This window comes from Reyranella sp., assembly GCF_044224635.1.
Taxonomy (GTDB): domain Bacteria; phylum Pseudomonadota; class Alphaproteobacteria; order Reyranellales; family Reyranellaceae; genus Reyranella.
On sequence record NZ_JBGAKA010000055.1, the window covers coordinates 25854 to 47726 of the forward strand.

General features: G+C 66.7%; 18 protein-coding genes. 9 read left to right on the plus strand and 9 right to left on the minus strand.

Going from position 1 to position 21873, the window contains the following annotated elements; genetic code table 11:
* Nucleotides 1-5: 5 nt before the first annotated feature.
* Nucleotides 6-3380 (plus strand): carboxyl transferase domain-containing protein, encoded by a 3375-nt coding sequence (locus ACILR9_RS32130; protein ID WP_395714063.1) that lies wholly within the window; start codon nt 6-8, stop codon nt 3378-3380.
* Between the two features lie 16 nt (nt 3381-3396).
* Here the strand turns inward: ACILR9_RS32130 and ACILR9_RS32135 are convergent, their stop codons facing one another.
* The 4 genes from ACILR9_RS32135 to ACILR9_RS32150 form a co-directional block, all read right to left on the minus strand.
* Nucleotides 3397-4608: an MFS transporter gene (locus ACILR9_RS32135; RefSeq protein WP_395714064.1), complete on the minus strand. Its 1212-nt coding sequence runs from the start codon at nt 4606-4608 to the stop codon at nt 3397-3399.
* Nucleotides 4609-4616: 8 nt separating this feature from the next.
* The gene (locus tag ACILR9_RS32140) at nt 4617-5720 is read right to left on the minus strand and encodes a hypothetical protein (protein WP_395714065.1); all 1104 of its coding nucleotides are present in this window, start codon (nt 5718-5720) and stop codon (nt 4617-4619) included.
* Between the two features lie 129 nt (nt 5721-5849).
* Nucleotides 5850-7097 (minus strand): LLM class flavin-dependent oxidoreductase, encoded by a 1248-nt coding sequence (locus ACILR9_RS32145; RefSeq protein ID WP_395714066.1) that lies wholly within the window; start codon nt 7095-7097, stop codon nt 5850-5852.
* 36 nt (nt 7098-7133) lie between these two features.
* The gene (locus ACILR9_RS32150) at nt 7134-7955 is read right to left on the minus strand and encodes an SDR family NAD(P)-dependent oxidoreductase (protein WP_395714067.1); all 822 of its coding nucleotides are present in this window, start codon (nt 7953-7955) and stop codon (nt 7134-7136) included.
* A gap of 244 nt (nt 7956-8199) precedes the next feature.
* On the opposite strand from ACILR9_RS32150, the gene ACILR9_RS32155 reads away from it, so the two are divergent.
* On the plus strand, nt 8200-9387 hold the full coding sequence (locus ACILR9_RS32155) for an LLM class flavin-dependent oxidoreductase (RefSeq protein WP_395714068.1): 1188 nt from the start codon (nt 8200-8202) through the stop codon (nt 9385-9387).
* A 54-nt stretch (nt 9388-9441) separates the two neighbouring features.
* On the opposite strand, the gene ACILR9_RS32160 is transcribed toward ACILR9_RS32155, so the two are convergent.
* Nucleotides 9442-10395 carry a Bug family tripartite tricarboxylate transporter substrate binding protein gene (locus ACILR9_RS32160; RefSeq protein ID WP_395714069.1) on the minus strand — a complete coding sequence of 318 codons (954 nt, stop codon included), beginning with the start codon at nt 10393-10395 and terminating at the stop codon, nt 9442-9444.
* A 340-nt stretch (nt 10396-10735) separates the two neighbouring features.
* Here ACILR9_RS32160 and ACILR9_RS32165 point away from each other — a divergent pair, with 340 nt between their 5' ends.
* The 3 genes from ACILR9_RS32165 to ACILR9_RS32175 all read left to right on the plus strand — a co-directional run bounded on the left by ACILR9_RS32165 (nt 10736) and on the right by ACILR9_RS32175 (nt 12178).
* Nucleotides 10736-11323, plus strand: a complete 588-nt coding sequence (locus tag ACILR9_RS32165) for a UbiX family flavin prenyltransferase (RefSeq protein WP_395714091.1) — start codon at nt 10736-10738, stop codon at nt 11321-11323.
* 274 nt (nt 11324-11597) lie between these two features.
* Entirely contained in the window at nt 11598-11981 is a 384-nt protein-coding gene (locus ACILR9_RS32170; RefSeq protein ID WP_395714070.1) for a hypothetical protein, read from the plus strand.
* A 17-nt stretch (nt 11982-11998) separates the two neighbouring features.
* Nucleotides 11999-12178, plus strand: a complete 180-nt coding sequence (locus tag ACILR9_RS32175; protein ID WP_395714071.1) for a hypothetical protein — start codon at nt 11999-12001, stop codon at nt 12176-12178.
* Nucleotides 12179-12274: 96 nt separating this feature from the next.
* Here the strand turns inward: ACILR9_RS32175 and ACILR9_RS32180 are convergent, their stop codons facing one another.
* Complete coding sequence (locus ACILR9_RS32180; RefSeq protein WP_395714072.1) at nt 12275-12508, minus strand: hypothetical protein; 234 nt, start codon at nt 12506-12508, stop codon at nt 12275-12277.
* Between the two features lie 62 nt (nt 12509-12570).
* Here ACILR9_RS32180 and ACILR9_RS32185 point away from each other — a divergent pair, with 62 nt between their 5' ends.
* The 3 genes from ACILR9_RS32185 to ACILR9_RS32195 all read left to right on the plus strand — a co-directional run bounded on the left by ACILR9_RS32185 (nt 12571) and on the right by ACILR9_RS32195 (nt 15746).
* Nucleotides 12571-13545 (plus strand): Bug family tripartite tricarboxylate transporter substrate binding protein, encoded by a 975-nt coding sequence (locus ACILR9_RS32185; RefSeq protein WP_395714073.1) that lies wholly within the window; start codon nt 12571-12573, stop codon nt 13543-13545.
* A gap of 22 nt (nt 13546-13567) precedes the next feature.
* Entirely contained in the window at nt 13568-14854 is a 1287-nt protein-coding gene (locus ACILR9_RS32190) for a hypothetical protein (RefSeq protein WP_395714074.1), read from the plus strand.
* A gap of 136 nt (nt 14855-14990) precedes the next feature.
* Complete coding sequence (locus tag ACILR9_RS32195) at nt 14991-15746, plus strand: SDR family NAD(P)-dependent oxidoreductase (RefSeq protein WP_395714075.1); 756 nt, start codon at nt 14991-14993, stop codon at nt 15744-15746.
* A gap of 60 nt (nt 15747-15806) precedes the next feature.
* Here the strand turns inward: ACILR9_RS32195 and ACILR9_RS32200 are convergent, their stop codons facing one another.
* Together ACILR9_RS32200 and ACILR9_RS32205 are read right to left on the minus strand one after the other, a co-directional pair.
* On the minus strand, nt 15807-16685 hold the full coding sequence (locus ACILR9_RS32200; protein ID WP_395714076.1) for a shikimate dehydrogenase family protein: 879 nt from the start codon (nt 16683-16685) through the stop codon (nt 15807-15809).
* A gap of 70 nt (nt 16686-16755) precedes the next feature.
* Nucleotides 16756-17238, minus strand: a complete 483-nt coding sequence (locus ACILR9_RS32205) for a peroxiredoxin (protein ID WP_395714077.1) — start codon at nt 17236-17238, stop codon at nt 16756-16758.
* Between the two features lie 142 nt (nt 17239-17380).
* Here ACILR9_RS32205 and ACILR9_RS32210 point away from each other — a divergent pair, with 142 nt between their 5' ends.
* Entirely contained in the window at nt 17381-17980 is a 600-nt protein-coding gene (locus ACILR9_RS32210) for a YqgE/AlgH family protein (protein ID WP_395714078.1), read from the plus strand.
* 336 nt (nt 17981-18316) lie between these two features.
* On the opposite strand, the gene ACILR9_RS32215 is transcribed toward ACILR9_RS32210, so the two are convergent.
* A complete protein-coding gene (locus tag ACILR9_RS32215) occupies nt 18317-21823 on the minus strand; it encodes an indolepyruvate ferredoxin oxidoreductase family protein (RefSeq protein WP_395714079.1) in 3507 nt (1168 codons plus the stop codon).
* Between the last annotated feature and the right edge of the window lie 50 nt (nt 21824-21873).

Genomic DNA, 21873 nt, shown 5'->3' on the forward strand with positions numbered 1-21873 from the left:
ACCCGATGACCGGACAGAAGTTGCTCGTCGCCAATCGCGGCGAGATTGCCATTCGCATCTTTCGCTCGGCCGCCGATCTCGGCATGGGCAGCATCGCGATTTATCCCGGAGACGATAGGGCCAGCCTGCACGTCGAGAAGGCCGACGCGGCGATCGCCCTGCCGGGACGGGGCGTCGCCGCGTATCTCGATGGAGCCGCTATCTTGCGAGCGGCAAAAGGGGCGGGTGCGACGGCGATCCACCCGGGTTACGGCTTCCTGTCGGAGAATGCGAGCTTCGCGCGTGCCTGTGCCGATGCCGGCGTCACCTTCGTCGGCCCGACACCCGAGGTTTTGGAGTTGTTCGGCGACAAGCACCAGGCCCGGCAGCTTGCACGAAAGGTCGGCGTGCCGATCCTGCCTGGCACGGCGGTGCCCACGAACCTCAAGGATGCCCGGGCGTTCATGGCCGGGCTCGGCGCCGGCGCGGCCGCGATGGTCAAGGCGGTCGCCGGCGGTGGCGGCCGCGGCATGCGCCCGGTCTTTGCGGTCGGCGACCTGGAAGAGGCCTTCGCCCGTTGCCGATCCGAGGCAACCGCAGCCTTCGGTTCGGGCGATCTCTACGTCGAGCAACTCGTTCGCCGGGCGCGCCACATCGAGGTGCAGGTGATCGGCGACGGGACGGAGGTCGCGCATCTGTGGGAGCGCGACTGCTCGCTCCAACGCCAGCGCCAGAAGCTCGTCGAGTTCGCGCCCGCGCCGAACCTGGATGCGGACGTACGTCGGCGGTTGCTGGATGCCGCCCTGACGCTCGCGCGCGCCGCGAACTACCGCAGCCTCGGCACCTTCGAGTTTCTCGTGGATGGCTTCACCGGCACCTTCTATTTCATCGAGGCGAACCCGCGCCTGCAGGTCGAGCATACGGTGACGGAAGTGGTCACGGGCCTCGATCTGGTCGAGCTGCAGCTCCGGCTGGCGGGCGGCGCCACCTTGGCGGAGCTTGGTCTTGCGAGCGGCGCGGGACCGGCGCCGCGTGGCATGGCGATGCAGCTCCGGATCAACGTCGAGACTATGCAACCCGACGGAACGGCCAAACCCGGCGGCGGCGTCCTGAGCACGTTCGAGCCACCGGCCGGACCTGACATTCGCGTCGACGGCTACGGCTATGCCGGCTACGCGACCAACCCGGCCTACGATTCGCTGCTCGCCAAGCTGATCGTCTTCGCCCGCTCCGGCCGCATCGACGACGTGACGGGCAAGGGTTACCGGGCGCTCTGCGAATTCAACATCGCGGGCGTGCCGACCAACATCGCGTTTCTCCAGGCCGTGCTGCTGGACAGGAACGTGCGGGCCGGCGTTCTCGAGACCGGCTTTGTGGAGGCCCATGCTGCCGCCCTGATCGCCAGGGCAGCGGAAGCCCATCCGCGTCTCTATGCGGCGAAGGAAGACAGGAAGCGGGACGGCCGGGCCGGTGCCACGGTCGACGCTGCCGACCCGCTCGCCGTGCTCGCCTACGGCCAGGCGACGCGCGGCCGGCAGGAAGCCGATACCGGCCGCGCGGGGGCAGAGGATTTGCCGGACGGGATGATCGCGGTCCGCACGCCGATGCAGGGCACAGTCATCTCGATTGCCCTTGCGGTCGGTGACGCCGTTCCAACGGGGGCCGAGGTTGCCGTGATGGAAGCCATGAAGATGGAGCACGTCATCACGGCCACTGCCGGCGGCGTCGTCCGAGCCGTTCATGCCGAGCCTGGTGAAACGCTCTGGGAAGGCCAGCTGCTGCTCGTTCTCGAACCGTCCGAGATTGCGGCGCAGGTCCAGGACGGTGCGGACGAGCTTGATCTGGATGGGATTCGCCCGGATTTGGCCGAGGTGCTGAAGCGTCGGGCCCTGACGCGCGACGAGAATCGGCCGGATGCTGTCAAACGCCGGCACGCGACCAACCATCGGACCGCACGCGAGAATGTCGACGACCTGATTGACCCCGGCACGTTCGTCGAGTACGGCCCCCTGATCGTGGCGGCGCAGCGGCACCGGCGGGCTCTGGACGACCTGCTGACCCGCAGCCCGGCCGATGGCCTCATCGCCGGCGTCGGCCGCGTGAACGGGCAGACGTTCGCCGCTCCCGCCACCGGCGTCGCCGTGCTGGCCTACGACTACACCGTGTTCGCCGGAACGCAGGGCGTCCACAACCATTGGAAGACCGACAAGATCCTCGACATCGCCGAGGACGGGCGCATGTCGCTGGTGCTGTTTGCGGAAGGCGGCGGCGGTCGGCCCGGCGACGACGACTATGGCGGCTTCATCCAGTTCGACACCTTCCATCATTTCGGCCAGCTCTCGGCCCTCGTGCCGCTGATCGGCATCGTCTCCGGCCGCTGCTTCGCGGGCAATGCGTCGCTGCTCGGCTGCTGCGACGTGATCATCGCGACGGCCGACACCACGCTCGGCATGGGCGGCCCGGCGATGGTCGAGGGTGGCGGGCTCGGCGTGTTCGCGCCGGAGGATATCGGTCCGATGCCGGTGCAGACGCGCAACGGCGTCGTCGACATCCTGGTCGCCGACGAAGCCGAAGCGGTCGCCGTCGCCAAGAGGTATCTCGCCTATTTCCAGGGACCGCTGAAAGACTGGACCGCGCCCGACCAGCGGCGGATGCGCCATATCGTGCCGGAGAACCGGTTGCGCACCTACGAGGTGCGCGACGTCATCCGGACGCTGGCCGACGAAGGCTCGATCCTCGAGCTGCGCCGCGACTTCGGGCGCACGCTGGTGACGGCGTTGATCCGGCTGGAAGGGCGGACGGTCGGCGTGATGGCCAACGATCCCAAGCACCTGAGCGGAGCGGTCGATTCGGACGGTTCCGACAAAGGAGCCCGCTTCATGCAGCTCTGCGATTCCTATGATTTCCCGGTCGTCAACCTTTGCGATACGCCCGGCATCATGGTCGGGCCCGAGGCCGAGAAGACGGCGTTGGTGCGGCATGCCGCGCGCATGTTCCTGACCAGCTGCAACATGACCGTTCCGTACTTCACGATCGTGCTGCGCAAGGCGTACGGCCTGGGGCAGAGCGCCATGGCCGGCGGCAACTACCGCGCCCCTTACTTCTACATCTCCTGGCCGACCGGCGAGTTCGCGCCGATGGGCATCGAGGGTCAGGTCAAGCTGGGCTTTCGCGCCGAGCTCGCGGCGATCGAGGACCCGAAGGAGCGCCTCAGGTTCTTCGAGGACAAGGTTGCGAAGGCCTACGACTCGGGCAAGGCATTGAACCGCTCGACCAATTTCATGATCGACGACGTGATCGACCCGGCCGAGACGCGGGCCTGGATCGTCAACATGCTGGCCGCCATCCGGCCCGCGCCGGCCCGGGCGGGCAAGAAGCGCCCCATGATCGACGCCTGGTGAGGTTTTGACGTGAGACTCACCGTCGGCGAGCCAGGACATAAATCGCGACGAGGGCAGCGGCGAAGCCGGCGGCCGCGCCGATGCCGAGGGCCCAGCGCGGCCCGTATTGGCTCGCCACCCATCCGACGATTGGTGCTCCGATCGGGGTGCCGCCCAGCGCGATCGCGACGCGCAGCGCCATCACCCGCCCGCGCATGGCGGGCTCGGTCGAAAGCTGCATCAGGCTGTTCGACGTATTGGTGATGGTGAGCGCCGCCGCGCCGGTGAGGACGAGCGCTGCGGCGAAAAACCAGTAGCCCGGAGCGACGGCGGCCAGCGTGCAGCCGAGCCCGAAGACCGCAGAGCCTGTCATCAGCAACTGGAACCGCGGCTTCTCGCGGTAGGCGCTGAGCAGGGAGCCGGCCACAGTGCCGATCGCCATGCTCGACGACAGAAGGCCGTATCCTTGGGCGTCCGTGTGGAAAACGCTGGCGGCCATGGTCGAGATGAAGATCGGGAAATTGAGGCCGAACGTCCCGATCAGGAACAGCATGACCAGGATCGCCTTGAGGTCCGGGCGCCCCCACACGTAGCGGAAGCCCTCCGTGAAGCTGCCTCTGGCCCGCTGCGTCCGGGCATTCGATCGAAGCTCGGCGGTGCGCAGGCAGGCCAGCGAGATCAGCACCGCGACGAAGGAAGCGCCGTTCATCAGGAACGCCCAGCCGGTGCCGAGCGTGGCGATGAGCAGGCCCGCGACAGCTGGGCCGATCATCCGCGCGCTGTTGAAAGAGGCGGAGTTGAGGGCGACGGCGTTGTGAAGGCTTTGCTCACCGACCAGCTCGGCGACGAAGGTCTGGCGCACCGGCGCATCGAAGGCCGCGGTGCTGCCGAACAGGAAGGCGAAGACGCACACGTGCCAGAGCTCGACGACCCCGGCGACGGTCAACGCGCCCAGAGCCAGAGCGAGCGTGCCCATCGTCGCCTGGGTGGCGATCAGGAGCTTGCGCTGATTGAAATGGTCGGCGGCGAAGCCGGTCCATGGCAGGAGAAGAAGCTGCGGGCCGAACTGCAGCGCCATCACCAAGCCGACCGCCATCGCGTCGTGGTCGGTCAATTGCGTGAGCACCAGCCAGTCCTGCGCTGTCCGCTGCACCCATGTGCCTATGTTGGAGACGAAGGCGCCGACGACCCAGACCCGATAGTTGTACCCGCGCAGGGACCGGAAGACACCGGCAACGGGAGACTTCATGGAGTCCGCTAAGGGCGTTCGTCGTCGGCGATCGATCCGAACTCGGCCCGCCAGCTGTCGGCGGTCAGCCGCTCGACTGCCGCGTAGTAGGCCTCGTTGTTCTGAGCCTCGGCCTTCAAGGTATCGGTCAGGTGTGCTGCGAGCACGCTGCCCACGGCATGAACCGCATCGTGGCGATCGAGGCCCTCGCCGATCAGCCGTTCGATCGCGCGGCGCACGGGGAGCTCGTCGCCGATCGCCACCTGGTTCTCGACGAAGACGTGCATGAGCGCGTGCAGCTTCGCATTCGGCACCTCGTCTGCGGCTCGCCGATGATACGCCTCTGCCAGCAGGATCCGCTCATCCTCGCCGATGTCGAGCCATCTGGATGGGTCGGGGGCCGCATGCGGGTCGTACCGCATGCCCGTGACCGACTCGACCGCGTCGTCGATCTCGGCCATATCGTCAATGTCGGCTTCTTCGTCGTCGAGGACGTCGTCGTCTTCCATGCCGACTTCCAGGACATAGTCGAACCCGTCGTCGCCAACCGTGCGTCGCAGCGCCTCGACCCGTTTCCTGATACGAGCGGGCGTATCGCCCGGGCCCGGAATCAAAAATGGCTTGCCGTCCTTGCCAAAGCTGAAGCTTTCATCGCACGCATCGGCCGAGACATCGCCGAATAGCGGCTCCGCAACGGCGTAGTCGGGATGGGGTGCCAACCCGAGCGAGCGCGCCCAGGCGACGAGATCGCGCAGCAGCTTGCGGGCACGCGTGGGCTCGATCGCGATCATCGGCTGCACGTCGCCCAGCGCCTCCATGAAGCGGTCGATCGTGCTGGCTCCGTCCACGCGCAGGATAACGTCTTTCACGCCGATGCAGTAGGTGTCGAGCAGGAAGGTGGCCATGGCGACCTGCCCGTCCGAGGCTTTGCGAGCAACGACCAGGTAGCCGCTGCCGCTCTCCCAAAGCGTCTCGCTCATCAGGCAGGAGTGCATCGGCGCCACCGCCATCCGCCGCACCCGCGTCGCCAGCGACATCTGGCTCTCGGCCAGGGCGACCTTGCGCCGCTCCGCGGCGAGCTTCTTCCTGCGTGCCGCCTTGGCCGCGCGCTTCTGTGCATGATGCTTCGACATGGTTCGTCCCTGTGACTGGGGCAGGCAACTCTATCGTCGACGGATGGCGCTATCCACCACTGCCGCTGGGCGCTTCCGTTGCACGAATGGCGCACGAGCAATAGTGTCAGACATTCCCTACCCTGCGGCTCACGTCTGCCGCGGTCGCAGGGACTTCGGGCTCCGACCGCCGCCCTGGGCTTGGGCGGCCATCCGCTGCCTGGTCACTGCCATGGCCGCCTCGGCGACCTTGTTGCCTTGCACCTTCGCCATGATCGCGGCGTTCAATCCGGACATCAGCTCGACCTTGTTTGCCGCCAGGTACTCGGCCGACGCCTTGAGGTTGCGGGTGTATCCGTTGATCTCGGGAATGACGTAGCGGGCAAACAGGTCCCATGAGCGCAGGGTCGCTTCCTGATTGGCCCAGTCGTGGGCGAAACCCAGCACGACGCCGAACCCGCCGGTAACCTCTTGCAGAGCGCGAATCGTCTTGACCATCTCGTCGGGCGTGCCGATCACCGACGTGCCAACCGCATTGCCGATGCCGGTCACGCGCGCCAGAAGCTCCCACTTGTCTGCCATGTGGATCGAGCCAGGCCGGCCAAGAACGCGGACATTGTACTCGTTGTGCCAGTGCTGAAGGCCGTCCACCGCTTCCTGCTCGGCCTGCTTCTTCGACTCGGCGAGGTGCCAAGCCATCACCACACGCCAGTTCTTCCGGTCGACCTTCTGGCCATGCTTCTTCGCAGACTCCTCGGCGAACGACCATTGGATCGGCAGGGCCTGCAGGCCCTCCTGGGAGGTCGAGGCAATAGAGAGGACGCCCATTCCGTACTTGCCGGCGAGCTGCATGCCGGATGGGCTGATCGCGGACGCGGCTGCCATCGGCAGAGCTTCCTGATAGGGCAGAATCTGAAGCTGCGCATCGTTCAGCTGGAACCAGTCACCTTTGTAGGTGATGCGCTCGCCCGCGAAGAGCCTCTTGAGGATGCCGATTGCTTCGTCCTGGCGGTCGCGCAGCAGCATGTAATCGATGCCGAAGGTCCGCGCGTCGGAGGGCAGGGCGCCCGGGCCGGTGCCGAAGATCACGCGCCCGAGGGTCATGTGGTCGAGCTGCACGATGCGCTGCGCGACGTTGAAGGGATGGTGGTAGGGCAGCGAGACGACGCCGGTGCCGAGCCTGATGCGCCTCGTGCGCTCGGCCGCCACCGCAAGAAACAGCTCGGGAGAGGCGATCATCTCCCAGCCGGAGGAATGATGCTCACCGCACCAGAACTCGTCGAAGCCGAGCCGATCGAGATGCTCGACCAGCCGCAGATCGCGCTGAAACTGCAGAGCCGGGTGCTCGCCAACCGGATGATGCGGTGCCAGGAACGTGCCGAAGCGGATACAGGTCATCTGGAACTCCTCGCTGGTGCGCCGGGTGAATACGTCTCACAGCGCCGTCATGCCGCCGTCCACGAACAGCAGCGCGCCGGTGACGTAGGAGGCATCGTCGGAGGCCAGGAACAGGATCGCGGCGGCGACCTCCTCGGCCCTGCCCGGACGCTTCAGCATGGTGCCCTGCGCGGCCCTTTCGTTGTACTGCGCGACGGACTCGCCGGCCGCTTCAAGGCGGCGCTGATGGAACGGCGTGAAGATCGGGCCCGGGCCGACGGCATTCACGCGAATGCCCTCGGGCGAATGGTCGGCGGCAAGCGCCCGTGTCAGGCCCGCGATCGCGGCCTTGGTGGTGTCGTACTGCAGGTTGCCGCCGCCGGCGACGATGGAACGGACGGAGGCGACGTTGACGATGGCGCCGCCCTTGCCGCGGCGCATCAGTGGAACCGCCGCCTTGGCACAGAAGGCGTAGCTCATCAGGTTGACGTTGAGGATCTCGTTCCAGCTCGCTGCGCTCGCCTCGTCGATCTTCTCGTATTTGCGGATGCCGGCGTTGTTGACGAGGATGTCGAGGCGCCCGAATTTCTGCGCCGCACCGTTGACGAAGGCGAGGCAGGCGGCCTCGGACCCCACGTCCGCCTGCGTGAAGGCGACCTTGGCGCCGGCCGTCGCGAGCTCGGCCGCGACGCGCTGGCCGCGCTCACCATCCCGATCGCAGAAGGCCACGCTCGCGCCTTCGGCGACGAAACGTCTGACCGTTGCCTCGCCGATCCCCGATGCTCCTCCCGTCACCGCGGCGACCTTGCCGTCGAGCCTTCCCATCTCCGCCTCCGTCCATTGCATTGCGAAACGCACATCCTCGAGACCGACCGACACGGCTTGACCTCATGCATGCCGGCGAACCACGGTTCGACAATAGGGGAATGCGGGCTCGTTTGAACGCGCAATTCTAGTTGCAGTCCTTTGGGCAGAGCCCGAGCCGCGGAGCATCACATCCGTGCGCCAAGCAAGGCAACGCAGGCGCAGACCGCGCCGCCTGGCGATGCGGGAGCAGGATGGACCTTCCCCGCCACGGCGATAGACTGGGCGTCCGCACCGGCGAACGGAGGAACCAATGCGCATGAGACACGGGATTTTCCTGCCGCCGTTCCATGCCCTGAACGAGAATCCGCACAACGTGTTGCATCGCGATCTCGAGCTCATCGAATGGCTCGACCAGCTCGGCTACCACGAAGCCTGGATCGGCGAGCATCACTCGGCGGGTTTCGAGACCATCTCCTCGCCCGAGCTGTTCATCGCCGCGGCTGCCGAGCGCACCAAGCACATCCGGCTCGGTACCGGCGTCATCTCGTTGCCCTACCACAACCCCTTGATGGTCGCGAACCGCATCATACAGCTCGACCACCAGACCCGCGGGCGCGTCATGTTCGGTGCCGGACCCGGCCTGCTGGCGTCGGACGCCATGATGCTCGACATCGATCCCAATACCCAGCGCGACCGCATGGAACAGGCGCTCGACCTCATTCTGCGCCTGTTCCGCGGCGAGGTCGTTACCGAGAAGACAGACTGGTACTCGCTGAAGGAGGCGCGTCTGCACCTCTTGCCCTACAGCGACCCGTTTCCCGAGGTCGCGGTCGCCAGCGCGGTCACGCCGTCGGGCGGCCGGCTGGCCGGCCGCTACGATCTCGGCATGCTGTGCGTGGCGGCGGCCGAGACCACCGGCTTCGACGCGCTCACCGCCAATTGGCAAACCGCTTGCGAGATCGCTGCCGAGCACGGCCGCGCCATGGATCCGAGACGGCTGCGCCTGGTGGCGCCTTTCCACATCGCCGAGACGCGCGACAAGGCGCGCGAGAACGTGCGCTTCGGCATGCAGGCCTATGTCGATTACATCAACAACAACATGCCCCGTTTCGATGTGCCGCCGGGCGAGGACATCGTCGACTACTGGATGAGGGTGAAGATCGGCGTCGTCGGCACGCCCGACGACGCGATTGCCCAGATCCGCAAGCTGCAGGCCAAGCAGGGCGAGTTCGGGGTCATGCTGCACATGGCCAACAACATCGCGGACTGGGAGGCGACCAAGCGTTCCTACGAGCTTTATGCGCGCTACGTCATGCCGGTATTCGACGGCACCAACGTGGCGCGCGACGAATCCTACGACTGGGTGACGCGCCACCGCGACACGCTTTCGCGTCAGCGCAAGGAAGCCGCCCAGCGCATGATCGACAAGCACGCCGCCGAACGTGCCGCCAAGACCGGCCGGAAGGAGGTCACGGATCGGCGCACCGGCTCGCTGATCTCGTGAGGCGGGCGTCAGGCGTATCCGTCGAGCGATCGAGATTGCTCGGGACGGAGGGCCTCAAGGCTTGATGTTGAGGGTTGGCAGGATCTTCCCGAACGATGCATGGCCCTCGATCAGCTGCTCACGAAGCTTCGGACCCCACACGATCTCAGGCAGGAAGTTGTAGGTATCGAGGAGCTTCTTCCACTCGGCGTTCTCCGCCACCTTCTGAATGACCTGAGTCCAGGCCTGCACGACCGGTTCCGGCAGATTTGCCGGTCCCGCGAGACCAAAGCCGGCTCTCAGGGTGTAAGGATATCCGAGCTCGCCGAAGCAAGGGATGTTGTCCATGCCCGGAGCACGGTTCGGTCCCTGCTCGGACAGCAACCGCACCTTGCCGGCGGCAAGCATCGGCCCGAAGTCCGATGTCACGATCATGTCGACATGCCCGCCCATCATGGAGGTCAGCGCTTCAGCGCCGCCCTTGAACGGCACGAAGATTGTCTTGAGCCCCAGCATCTTGAAGGCGGCCTCGTTGGCCGCCTGTTGTGGCGAAAGCGGTGTCGCCGAGGCCCACTTCAGCGCGTCGGGCCTGCTCTTCGCAAACTCGAGAACGTCAGACCACGTCTTGAGAGGGCTCTCGGTCATGACGTAGTTGGGATAGAGGACAATCGCGTACTGCGCGAGGAAGGTGAAGTCCTTCTCGAGGTCGTATGGCACTGTCTGGAAGTGGGGTGCCGTCGTAAACGGGGTGTGGGTGACGGCCAGCAGCGTGTAACCGTCGGAAGGCATGCGCGCTACTCGCGCCGGCGCGATGGTTTGTGCGCCACCGGGGCGGTTCTCGACCAATACCTGGGTGCCGAGGAAGGCCGTGGCCTCGCGCGCGATGAAGCGGATGGTGGCGTCCACCGAACCGCCTGGCGCCAAGCCCACGACGATGGTGATCGGCCCACTAGGGTAGGGCTTCTGGGCGCGGACGATCGCTGGTGCCGCAAGTGACGCTGAGAAAGCCAACAATGCGCGACGCTTCATTGAAACCTTCGCATTTCCTGTATCGCCCGTCGGCGAGCTTGTTCGCCCGAAGATTAGGGCGGCTTCCGATACTGACAAGTCGTTTCATGGTACGCGGTATCTCTGCAGGTTGCGCTAGGCATTGAGCCCCTCGGTTCGGGCTGTTATCGTTCCAATCCATGACGGCCGACCCGAAGAGAACGACCCTGGGTATCGCCTTCACGTTTGAGCTGGACTGCACCGTGCCGCCGGGGAGTCCCCACAAGGAAGCCAAGCCGCAACCTGTGAACCACTCGGATCTGCGGCATATCAAGGCCGCGTGCTGAGGCAGCCGGTGGCAGCGGGCCCGCCTGTCCGGCGCATGATCGTCGGTATCACCGGCGCCTCGGGAACGGTCTACGGCATCCGTGCGCTGGAGATGCTGCGGGCCATGAGGATCGAGAGCCATCTCGTGATCTCCAAGGCCGGCGATCAGACGCGCTCGCTGGAGACCGACCTGTCGGCGGCCGCGGTGCGCGCCCTCGCCGACGAGGTCTACGCGCCCGGTGACATCGCTGCGGCCATTTCGAGCGGGTCGTTCCAGACGATGGGCATGATCGTCGCGCCCTGCTCAGTGCGCACCCTGAGCGAGATCGCGACGGGCGTGACGTCGAGCCTCGTCGCGCGCGCAGCCGATGTCTGCCTGAAGGAGCGCCGCCGCGTCGTCCTGATGGTTCGCGAGACGCCGCTGCATGTCGGTCATATCAAGAGCATGCTGGCTGTCACGGAAATGGGCGCCGTCGTCGCCGTGCCTGTTCCCGCGTTCTATGCACGCCCGCGCACGGTCGACGAGATCGTCACTCATTCGGTATCGCGCGCTCTCGACCTGTTCGGGCTCGACACGAAGGCCTTCCCGCGATGGACCGGTCGGTCCGGCGTGGGCAGGCGCCGGATCAGGGGCGGCAAGTAGTTTGCGCAGGGCGGTGATCGTCGGTACGACAGTCATCCAGGGCGACCTTGGGATCTCGCCCTGGGATGATGCGCTCGCATGGCTAGTGCCCATCGAGGGGCTTGCGCGCGTCGCCAGATTGAACTCTATTACGCGTCGGGAATTGGGAAGTTGAGCGGCTGGGGAGTCGCTCGAACGTGTGGGAACGAGATCTATGTATTACGCATGTCGTGCGTTCACCGCGCGCGTCGCTTTGCGGTACGCAAACGATTCGAGGGTCGGATATCGAACGCTGATGCCGGCTGTCGGGATGATGGCGGTCGGTGCAGCCGTGATCGTCGCGGGCGGGCTGATCGGCGCCATGCTGGCAAGTCCGGTGGCGCCAAGCATCGAGGCGTTGGCAGCGATCCGCACGGCAGGAATGGGCGCTTTCTCTCTCGGCATTGGCCTGCTGCCGACACCTGACGCTTCGCTGCGTCGGGGTCTCCTTGCTTACAGTGCGCTGGCGACCCTCTATTTCTGCAGCCTCATGTTGGCGGCGACCCTTGTCGGGGAGTCATGGCCCGCCGGTTGGATCGTCACCGCAGCCGCGCTCCATGGCGCTGCCCTGACGGCGCTCGTCGCGGATTGGCTAAGCCGCCATTCTCCTGAGGGCATGAAGCTCGTGAGAAGAGTTTGACGCCGGAAGCCCGGATCATGACCAAGATCCTGAATTGGCTCGGCCAAGGCCGGGACCTTGTCGTGCTGGTGGGGACCTACGCCAGCATTGCCGCGCTGGTCGCCCTGTATCTCCTCGAGAAAGCCTGCCGCGCACCGTTGTCGCTGCTGCGGATTCCCCGTGCACTGGATGCCGATCGCTCGCGGAGGCGTCGCTGACATGACGGCAAAAAGGTCTGGCCCTTCGCGTCGGGGCGACTGCCTGGCACCCCGGACATCGAGCGGGACCTTTCCCTCACGTCGTCAGAATGCGCCTCAGCGGATCTGGCCGGCGACGTAAAGCCACTTGCGGCGGAGGACTGTCTCGGCCTTCTCGCGCGGCACCTTCGTGTAGAGAATCTCGCCGGCCTTGACGACGCGCGCGGCGAGCTGGTGCAGCGCCGTCTCCTCGGCGGCGGTCAGGACAGATCCGCCGTCTGCGCCGCCATGGCGGTTCGGTGCGGCGCAATATCGCCATTTTTGTGAGGGGTCGGCGCAGGCAGTCTGCAAGCACGGTGGACTGGAGCTTCGGGTCTCTTGCCGTTAGGTTCCGGCGCGAAGATGGGGTGAGCATGGCCGGTCTGTTTCGTCGAACTGCGCTGGGTGGCCTGGTTTCGGTCGCTGCGGCGCCGCGAGTCCTCGCTGCGACATGGCCGGAGCGTCCGGTCACGTGGATCGTGCCGTTTTCGCGCAACACCAGTGCCGATCTCTATGCCCGCCCGGTCGCCGACCTGGTCGGCAAGCGGCTTGGCCAGCCGATGACGATCGACAATCGTACCGGGGGCGGCGGCACGATGGCCGCCACCCTGTTCGGGCGCGCCGAATCCAACGGCTACACGCTGATGGTCGGTTATACCGGCCTGACCTACGCCCCGATCATCTATCCGAAGTCCGGGGCGGGTTTCGACTTCGGACGCGATTTCGTGCCGATCAGCGCCTTCGCTCGCGAGCCGATGGTGCTGGCGATCAGTCCCGCGCGGCTCGAGGTCGCGAATCTGCAGCAGTTCATTGCCGCGGCCAAGGCCAAGCCCAAGGCGATCGAGGTCGGCTACGACGCGCCGGGCACGATCTCGCACCTCGCGCTGGATCTGCTCGAGGAGCGGGCCGGTCTGCAGTTCACCCAGGTCCCGTTTCGCGGCGGCAGCCAGGCGATCGATCCGCTGCTTGCCCGGCGGGTCGATGCGGCCTTCCTGCCGCCGCATGTCGCGGCGGCCAACGCCGCCAGGATCCGCGTGCTGGCCATCGCCGGCCGGCGGCGCGATCCGGTGCTGCCCGACGTGCCGACCTTCAGCGAAGCCGGCGTCGCCGATTTTCGCGTCAGCCAATGGTTCGGGCTGTTCGCCCCACGCGGCACGCCCGAGCCCGTGCTCGACATCATGCATGGCGCCGTCCAGGCGGCGCTGGCGGAGCCGCAGATCGAGGCGCAATGGGACAAGCAGGGGGCGCGTGTCGAGCTCGAGAGCCGGGCCGAGTTCGCCCGCTTCGTCGCCCAGGAGATCACCCGCTGGAGTGCCATTGCCAGGGCGGCCAAGCTGACCCTGGAGTAGCCCGGCGCGACCGCCCGCCGTCATGCCGAACCGCGTGCGCGCCTATTTCGGTCTCGTTCCTCCCTACCGGTTCGAGCGGGCGATCATCGCCGTCATCGCCATCGTGGTGGCTGTTGCGCTCGCGGCAACCGCCTCGTGGCTCATCGGCCGCGACGAGATGCACACCGGTGGACCGCGGGCCGGCTACTTCCTCTATCTGCTGGCGCTGCTCGCCCTGGCGGTGCTGCTGGTGCGCTGGCGATGGATCGCCGGCGCGCTCCTGACCCTGGCAATCGTCGACTTCGCATGGGGTGCCGGCGCCTACGCCTTGCGACGCGTAGGGGGCGAGGTCGTATCCCTGATGCCGGTGGACAAGGCGGAGCCGCCGCGGTTCCAGTGGCACGCGCTTCTGCAGGCGGTGCCGATTCCGTCGCTGCAGCTCACCAGTGCAAACGGGCTTGCCATCAGCCACACTTCGGAGGGGACACGGGGACGTAATCCAAAGCCAGAGGGGCTGGCGGGTCGGACGATGGTGGCGACCTACGGCGGCTCGACGACCTACGACATCGCCGCCGGCGAAGGCGACACTTGGAGCGATCGCCTCGCCGTGGCTCTCGATCGCGGGCAGGATGCCGGCCGCTTCCTGGTGGTCAACAATGGCGTGCCTGGCTACTCGACGGTCGAGCATCTGATCCAGACGGCATTCTACCAGCAGAAGTTCGGCAAGACGCCGCGCTGCGCCGTCTACTATGTCGGCTGGAACGACCTGCGCAATGCGCACATTCCCCACCTCGATCCCGGCTATGCCGACTTTCACCTTCCGAGTCAGGTCGATTCGCTGAAGACGCGCCGCATCGGCGGATCGCACGTCACGATCTCGCCGTTCCTCACCGTGCTGCTGCGCGTCCTCAGCGCCACCGTCGATACCGTGCGCTACTTCGCCGATCCCTATGGCCGGCCGCCGCTCGATGGCGACGATCCGGTGGTCGAGGCGTTGTTCGAGCGCAACGTGCGATCGATCTCGGCGATCAATCGCGAGCGCGGTGTCGTCACGATCTGGGTCGGCCAGCTCTTGAACCGCGCTCAGCTCCGCGGCGACGGGCGCTACGGCTGGCTGCCGCTGGTGCGTGATCGCGATCTGTGGCCGATGCAGCAGCGCCTGAATGTGGTGCTGGCGCGAACGGCGAAGGCGTTGGGCGACCTCTACGTCGATGTGCCGATCGACGATTTTTCCGACGCGGACTTCGTCGACAACGGCCATTTCTCCGTCGCGGGCGCCCGGCGCTTCGCCGACTATCTGGCGCCGGTCGTGCGGGACGCCTGCCGATAGGCGGTGCTAGTGTGATCCGGATGATCTCGCATGTTCACATCGGTATCGGCGATTTCGACCGCGCCTGCGCCTTAACCTACTTTCGCGATCCCGACGGCAACAAGCTCCGTGTCTGCTGTCACCAGCCGGAGCCTCGATGATGACCAGAGTTGCCTTGATTACCGGTGCCTCGTCGGGCATCGGTGCCGCGACAGTACGCGCTCTCGCGGCCGCCGATACGGCGGTCGCCCTGCATGCGCGTCGCAACCGCGCCGGCGCCGAGGCGATCGCCAGCCAATTGCAGGGCTCGGGCGCCAAAACACTGATCGTGGAGGGCGACCTCTCCGAGCCGGGTACGGCGGCGCGCCTGGTCGACGAGACAGCGGCGCGCTTCGGCCGACTCGACATCGTGGTGAGCAATGCCGGCTTCGCCGACCGCCGCCCGGTCGGCGAACTCGACCGCGTGGCCTGGGAGGCGAGCCTCGCCGCTATGACCACGGCATTCTTCGAGCTGGCGACCGCTGCCAAGCCGTTGCTGGTCGAGGCCGGTGCGAGCGGGCGACTCGTCGGCGTGTCGTCGTTCGTGGCCCACGCTTTCGCCCGTGGCCTGATGACGTTTCCGGCCTCCGCCGCCGCCAAGGCCGGCATGGAAGCTTTTGCGCGGGCGCTCGCCGTCGATTTGGCGCCCGCCGGCGTCACGGTGAACTGTGTGGCGCCGGGCTTCGTCGAGAAGGATGCTTCTGCCCATGCCGCCGTGCCGCGCGAGCGTATGGCCGAAGTGAGCCGCTCGATCCCGATGGGTCGCTACGGCAAGCCCGCCGAGATCGCCGCCGTGATCGCCTTCCTGTGCTCGTCGGCAGCGAGCTACGTCACCGGCCAGACCATCCACGTCAATGGCGGCGTGACGCTGTAGGACTTATGTGGCTGGGGCGCGCCACGGGAGTGGCGCGCCTCCGGCAATCCTCGCAAGAGCTCACCGTCCGATCGAGCGGGCGAGCGCGACGACGTCGGCATCCTTGGCGTCGATGCCGAACCAATCGAGGGTAAGCGGAACCTGGTGGTCGAGCATGTGGCGGCCGTGATGGATACGCCGGCCATGTGTGCGGGCGTGGTGGAGCAGCGGGGTTTCGGTGGGCGTCAGGATGACGTCGGCGATGATGACATCGGGAGAGAGCACGACGGGATCGAACGACAGCGGCTCTTCCGGGTGCAGGCCGAGCGGCGTGGCGTTGATCGCGACGTGGATGCCCTTGGGTGGCGTCCCCACCTCGGCTTCGGCGACCGGCACGTCCGGATAGTGCCGCGACAGTCGATCGATCGTGGTACCGAGGCGTGCCCGCTGGATCTCGGTCAGCAGCAGCCGGCCGACGCCGGCTTCGCACAGCGCCGCGGCGATGGCGCCGCCCACGGCGCCGAGGCCGACCACCCAGACGCTGGCGCCGCGCAATCGGTGTCCCTGTGCTTCCAGCCCGCGCACGAAACCGGCCCCCTCGACATTGTCGCCGGCCAAGGCGCCGTCGCGCTCGCGCCGTATCAGGTTGGCGCTGCCGGCCGCCTCGGCGCGGCGTGTCGCACGGTTGAGCAGTCGCAGCGCCGCCGCCTCGTGCGGCGTGGTGACGGTCAGGCCGGCGAAATTGCGCATCCTGGCGAGGCCATCGAGCAGCACCGGCATCAGGTCGGCGCCACCTTCGAACGGCAGCCACACGGCGTTGACGCCGGCGGCGGCAAAGATCTGCGGCATCAGCGCGGTGAGCCGCAGCTGGCGGATCGGATCACCGATCGTGCCGTAGAGGCGGGTCGCGCCGTCTACGGAGAATTGGCCGGCAAAGAGGGCGGGAAGTTGCGCGTTCATGGCGGTCCAGAGACGACAACGGCGGGGCTTGCGCCCCGCCGTCGATCTTGGCTCCGCTCGGTGCGGGGCGCTAGAGGTTCTTCAGCACGTGCTCGGCCGCCGACACCTCGAAGGCACCCGGCTTCTCGACGAACAGATGCTTGATGACGCCGTCCTCGACGACCATGGCATAGCGCTGGCTGCGCGTGCCGAGGCCGAACTTGGAGCCATCCATGGTAAGGCCCATCGCCGTGGTGAACTCGGCATTGCCGTCACCCAGCATCATGACCTTGTCGCCCGCCTTCTGATCCTTGCCCCAGGCGCCCATCACGAACGCGTCGTTCACTGAAATGCAGGCGATGGTGTCGACACCCTTCGCCTTCAGCGCAGCTGCTTCGGCCACAAACCCGGGCACGTGCTTTGCTGAACAAGTGGGAGTGAAAGCACCCGGCAGGGCGAAGGCCACGACCTTCTTGCCGGGCGCGAAGAGTTCCTCGGTGGTGACCGCTTTGGGTCCCTCGGGGCCCAACATGCGCAACGTGGCGCTGGGCACCTTGTCGCCGACTTTCGCCATTATTTGCTCCTTCAATTGCCACCCGGTCCGGGCAGCCTCGCGAACCGGCGGACCCTAGGCGAGGGGTCGGCCTTTGTCCAATGGGGGTGGTGGCTTGATGTTTGCCCGGACAATCCCCATGACTTTGGAGCATCATTGCACCATGTCCGGGTCAGGCACACCCACTGCCGGTTTGGCAGGCCGTTTCCTGGTCGCCGCACCGTCCATGCCGGACGAGCGGTTCCAGAAGAGTGTCGTCTTCATCTGTAAGCACGACGAGGATGGGGCGCTCGGCATCATCGTCAACAATCGGGTCGAGGATCTGCCGCTTGGCCAGGTCTACAAACAGCTCGGTATCGACGTGCCGGCGGCGGCGGCGGAACGCCCCGTGCTGTTCGGCGGCCCGGTCGAGCCCTCGCGCGGCCTCGTCCTGCATTCGGCCGACTACAAGCGCGACGACACTCTGGTGATCGGTGGCGGCATGGCGCTCACGGCATCGATGGAAATCCTCAAGGATATGGCGGGCGGCGCCGGCCCCGAGCATGCTTGGCTGGCCCTCGGCCACGCCAACTGGTCGCCCGGCCAGCTCGATCACGAGCTGCAGGACAACGCCTGGCTCGTGGTGGATGGCGATGCCGCCCTGGTGTTCGACACCGATTTCCCCGCCAAGTGGCAGCGTGCGCTCGATCGGCTGGGCAGCAAGAGCAGTTTCGGCGGGCGGTTCGACCCGGCCTCCTTCTCGCATCAGACCGGCCGCGCATAGGCGTCATCTCAAGACGAAAGGTCCTCGCCTCGCTCGGGATGACATTTTGTCATCGCCTTGCGACTGCTGTCATCCTGAGCGCAGCGACGGACCTTTCGTCCTCGCCACTGGCATTTCCTGCCGTGATGCGTGAGAAGAAATTTGCACCCACCATCCCCTGAGGGTGGTTGAGATGTGCATTTTTCGGAACGGATCGCGCTTATCTCCGCAGCCAAATCGGCCTATAGCGCGGGCGTACCGCCGCGACCCTCCCTTCGCCGACGGTGCGCGTTTCCGGGACGCCCTCGCTTCGCTCCCCCGATCCATCGGAAGCGTGGGCGTCCCGCTCTTTCCTTTCTATTCCGCCGCCGCAGCCTGTGCGGCCGGGTTGCGATAGCTGGCGAGCAGGCTCGCTTCGCGCTGCCTGGCCAGCCGGATATTCTTCTCCTTGACGTGGCCGAAGCCACGCATGCCCTCGGGCACCTCGGCGATCTCGACTGCCATCGCATGCTTGCTCTGGTCGAGCGTCGCCAGCAGCGTCTCGACGGTTGTCCGATACTCGTCGATCAGGCGGCGCTCCGTGCGGCGCTCTTCGGTGTATCCGAATGGATCGAGCCGCGTGCCACGCAGGCGCTTCAGCGACGCCAGCATGCGGAACATCGGCATCACCCAGGCGCCGTACTCGCGCTTCTGCAGCTGGCCCGTCGTCGGATTGCGGTCGGCGAACAAGGGCGGCGCGAGGTGGAAAGTGACCTTGTAGTCGCCCTCGAACTGCGCCGCCAACTTCTTGTGGAACTCGCCGTCGGTGTAGAGGCGCGCCACCTCGTACTCGTCCTTGTAGGCCATCAGCTTGTACAGCGACCGGGCGACGGCTTCGGCGAGACCGGACCGCCCACGCGCGCGCTCCTTCTCCACCTTGGCCACCTTGTCGACGAAGGCGCGATAGCGCTCCGCGTAGTTCCTGTCCTGATAGGCTTCGAGAAGCTCGAAACGCCTGGCGACGATCTCCGCCAGCGTCCGCGCGACCTTCTTCTCGATCCGCAGGGTCGGCTTGGCGGCGGCCTGAACGGCTGCGAGGTTATGAGCGGCGAGGCGGCCCCAGGCGAAGGTGCGCTTGCTGGTCTCGACGGCGACGCCGTTGAGCTCGATGGCGCGCTCGATTGCGTCGAGCGACAGCGGCACCAGGCCTTTCTGCCAGGCGTGCCCCAGCATGAAGAGATTGGTGGCAATCGAATCGCCCAGGATCGCCGTGGCCAGGCCGGTGCCGTCGACGAACGAGGTCGCCTCCTCGCCGGCGGCATCGCGGATCGTCTTCATCATGGCTTCGGCGCCGAGATCCATGTCGCCATTCATGACGAACGCCGCGACCGGCTGGACGTAGCCGTTGATCACCGCCTTGGTGACGCCCTGCTCGATGCGCGACAGCGCGGCCGGCGAGGCCGCCACCACCATGTCGCACCCCAGCACCAGGTTGGCGCCGCCGGCGGCGATGCGCACCGCGTGCAGGTCCTCTGGCCTGGGCGCGAGCCGCACATGGCTCATCACCGCGCCGTTCTTCTGGGCAAGCCCGGTGAAGTCGAGCACCGTGCAGCCCTTGCCTTCGAGATGCGCCGCCATGCCGATCAGCGCGCCGACGGTGATCACGCCGGTGCCGCCGATGCCGGTCACCAGGATGCCGTAGGCCTCGTCGAGTGGCCTCAGGGTCGGCATCGGCAACGAGGCGAACGGGTCCTCCTTCACCAGCTCGAGCTTGGGCCGGCGCGCCTTGGCCGGCGTGCCGCCATGCACCGACACGAAGCTCGGGCAGAAGCCGTTCAGGCAGGAGAAGTCCTTGTTGCAATTGCTCTGGTCGATCTGGCGCTTGCGGCCCAGCTCGGTCTCGAGCGGTTTCACCGACACGCAGTTGCTCTTGTCGGAGCAGTCGCCGCAGCCCTCGCACACCGCGTCGTTGATGAACACGCGCTTGGCCGGATCGGGGAAGGTTCCGCGCTTGCGGCGACGACGCTTCTCGGCGGCGCAGGTCTGGTCGTAGACCAGCACGGTGAGGCCGGGGATGTCGCGCAGCTCGCGCTGCACGGCATCGAGCTCGTCGCGATGGCGGATGGTGACGCCATGCGCGAACTCGGTGCCCATCGGATACTTGTCCGGCTCGTCGGTGACCACAACGACCTTCTTGGCGCCCTCGGCCGCGACCTGCTTGGTGATTTCCGGCACCGTCAGCGGCCCGTCATGCGGCTGGCCGCCGGTCATGGCGACCGCGTCGTTGAACAGGATCTTGTAGGTGATGTTGACGCCGGCGGCGGCGGCCTGGCGGATCGCCATCAGGCCGGAATGGTAGTAGGTGCCGTCACCCAGATTCTGGAAGATGTGCTTGTCGGCGGTGAACGGCGCCTGGCCGACCCAGGTCACGCCTTCGCCGCCCATGTGGCTGATCAGGGCGGTGCGACGCTCGGGCATCCAGATCGCCATGCCGTGACAGCCGATGCCGGCCATGGCACGGCTTCCCTCCGGCACGCGCGTCGACGTGTTGTGCGGGCAGCCCGAGCAGAAGAACGGCGTGCGCGCCACCCTGGGCGGCGGCGCGGCCAAAAGCTTCTCCTTGGCTTCGAGGCGGGCGAGGCGCTGGCGCAGCTCGGGGGACTCGCCGGTGTGCTTCATGAGCCGGTTGGCGATCACCAGGGCGACGCCGGTCGGCGTCAGCTCGCCGTCGCTCGGCAGGATGATGCGCCCGGTCTCGTCGCTCTTGCCGATGACCAGCGGCCGGCGATCGGCCGGGGCGTTGTAGAGGATGCGGACAAGCTGGTCCTCGAGGTTGGAGCGCTTCTCCTCGACGACGATGACTTCCTGCAGCCCTTCGGCGAAGCGGCGTGCGCCTTCCGGCTCGAGCGGCCAGGTCATGCCGACCTTGTAGAGGCGGATGCCCAGCGTGCGGGCACGCTCCTCGTTGATGCCGAGATCCTCGAGCGCCTGGCGCGTGTCGAGATAGGCCTTGCCGGTGGTCATGATGCCGATGCGTGCGCGCGGCGGATCGATTACCATCCTGTCGAAGCCGTTGGCGCGCACGAACGCCTTCACCGCGTCCATCTTCGGCCCATGCAGGCGCCTCTCGGCCTCGAGCGGTGGATCAGGATTGCGGATGCCGAGGCCGCCGGGCGGCAGCTGGAAGTCGGTCGGCATGACGATGCGGATGCGCTCGGGATCGACCCATACCGACGAGCCCGACTCGACGGTCTCGGAGATCGCCTTGAAGCCGATCCAGCAGCCCGAATAGCGCGACAGCGCGAAGCCCAGCAGGCCGAAATCGAGATATTCCTGGACGGTCGCCGGATTGACCACCGGGATCATGGCGGCGGCGAAGACCTGCTCGCTCTGATGTGGCAGGGTCGAGGACTGGCAGCCATGGTCGTCGCCGGCCAGCGCGATGACGCCGCCATGCGGCGAGGTGCCGGCGGCGTTGCCGTGCTTCAGCACGTCCATCGAGCGATCGACGCCGGGCCCCTTGCCGTACCAGATGCCGAATACGCCATCGACCGTGGCGCCGGGGAACAGGTTGACCTGCTGGGTGCCCCACACCGAGGTCGCCGCCAGATCCTCGTTGAGGCCGGGCTGGAAGTGGATGTTGTTGTCCTTGAGGTAGCGCTTGGCCGTCCACAGCGCGTGGTCGTACATGCCGAGCGGCGAGCCGCGATAGCCGGAGATGAAGCCGCCGGTATTGAGGCCGGCCGCAAGGTCGCGCTGACGCTGCATCATCGGTAGCCGCACCAGGGCCTGGATGCCGGTGAGGTAGACGCGGCCCTTGTCCAGCCGGTAGCGGTCTTCCAGCGCGTAATCGCCGAAAACGAGCGGAACGGGAGTGATGCTCATCGCGGAAGGCCCTCCGGAGGCGGCAGCGTGAACCGGCGTTTATGCGCCGC

What these genes read in the sequence shown, in the direction of transcription:
- ACILR9_RS32130 (WP_395714063.1), top strand. Translation starts at nt 6, where the DNA reads ATGACCGGACAGAAGTTGCTCGTCGCCAATCGCGGCGAGATTGCCATT.
- ACILR9_RS32135 (WP_395714064.1), bottom strand. Translation starts at nt 4,608, where the DNA reads ATGAAGTCTCCCGTTGCCGGTGTCTTCCGGTCCCTGCGCGGGTACAAC.
- ACILR9_RS32140 (WP_395714065.1), bottom strand. Translation starts at nt 5,720, where the DNA reads ATGTCGAAGCATCATGCACAGAAGCGCGCGGCCAAGGCGGCACGCAGG.
- ACILR9_RS32145 (WP_395714066.1), bottom strand. Translation starts at nt 7,097, where the DNA reads ATGACCTGTATCCGCTTCGGCACGTTCCTGGCACCGCATCATCCGGTT.
- ACILR9_RS32155 (WP_395714068.1), top strand. Translation starts at nt 8,200, where the DNA reads ATGAGACACGGGATTTTCCTGCCGCCGTTCCATGCCCTGAACGAGAAT.
- ACILR9_RS32160 (WP_395714069.1), bottom strand. Translation starts at nt 10,395, where the DNA reads ATGAAGCGTCGCGCATTGTTGGCTTTCTCAGCGTCACTTGCGGCACCA.
- ACILR9_RS32165 (WP_395714091.1), top strand. Translation starts at nt 10,736, where the DNA reads ATGATCGTCGGTATCACCGGCGCCTCGGGAACGGTCTACGGCATCCGT.
- ACILR9_RS32170 (WP_395714070.1), top strand. Translation starts at nt 11,598, where the DNA reads ATGCCGGCTGTCGGGATGATGGCGGTCGGTGCAGCCGTGATCGTCGCG.
- ACILR9_RS32175 (WP_395714071.1), top strand. Translation starts at nt 11,999, where the DNA reads ATGACCAAGATCCTGAATTGGCTCGGCCAAGGCCGGGACCTTGTCGTG.
- ACILR9_RS32185 (WP_395714073.1), top strand. Translation starts at nt 12,571, where the DNA reads ATGGCCGGTCTGTTTCGTCGAACTGCGCTGGGTGGCCTGGTTTCGGTC.
- ACILR9_RS32190 (WP_395714074.1), top strand. Translation starts at nt 13,568, where the DNA reads ATGCCGAACCGCGTGCGCGCCTATTTCGGTCTCGTTCCTCCCTACCGG.
- ACILR9_RS32195 (WP_395714075.1), top strand. Translation starts at nt 14,991, where the DNA reads ATGATGACCAGAGTTGCCTTGATTACCGGTGCCTCGTCGGGCATCGGT.
- ACILR9_RS32200 (WP_395714076.1), bottom strand. Translation starts at nt 16,685, where the DNA reads ATGAACGCGCAACTTCCCGCCCTCTTTGCCGGCCAATTCTCCGTAGAC.
- ACILR9_RS32205 (WP_395714077.1), bottom strand. Translation starts at nt 17,238, where the DNA reads ATGGCGAAAGTCGGCGACAAGGTGCCCAGCGCCACGTTGCGCATGTTG.
- ACILR9_RS32210 (WP_395714078.1), top strand. Translation starts at nt 17,381, where the DNA reads ATGTCCGGGTCAGGCACACCCACTGCCGGTTTGGCAGGCCGTTTCCTG.
- ACILR9_RS32215 (WP_395714079.1), bottom strand. Translation starts at nt 21,823, where the DNA reads ATGAGCATCACTCCCGTTCCGCTCGTTTTCGGCGATTACGCGCTGGAA.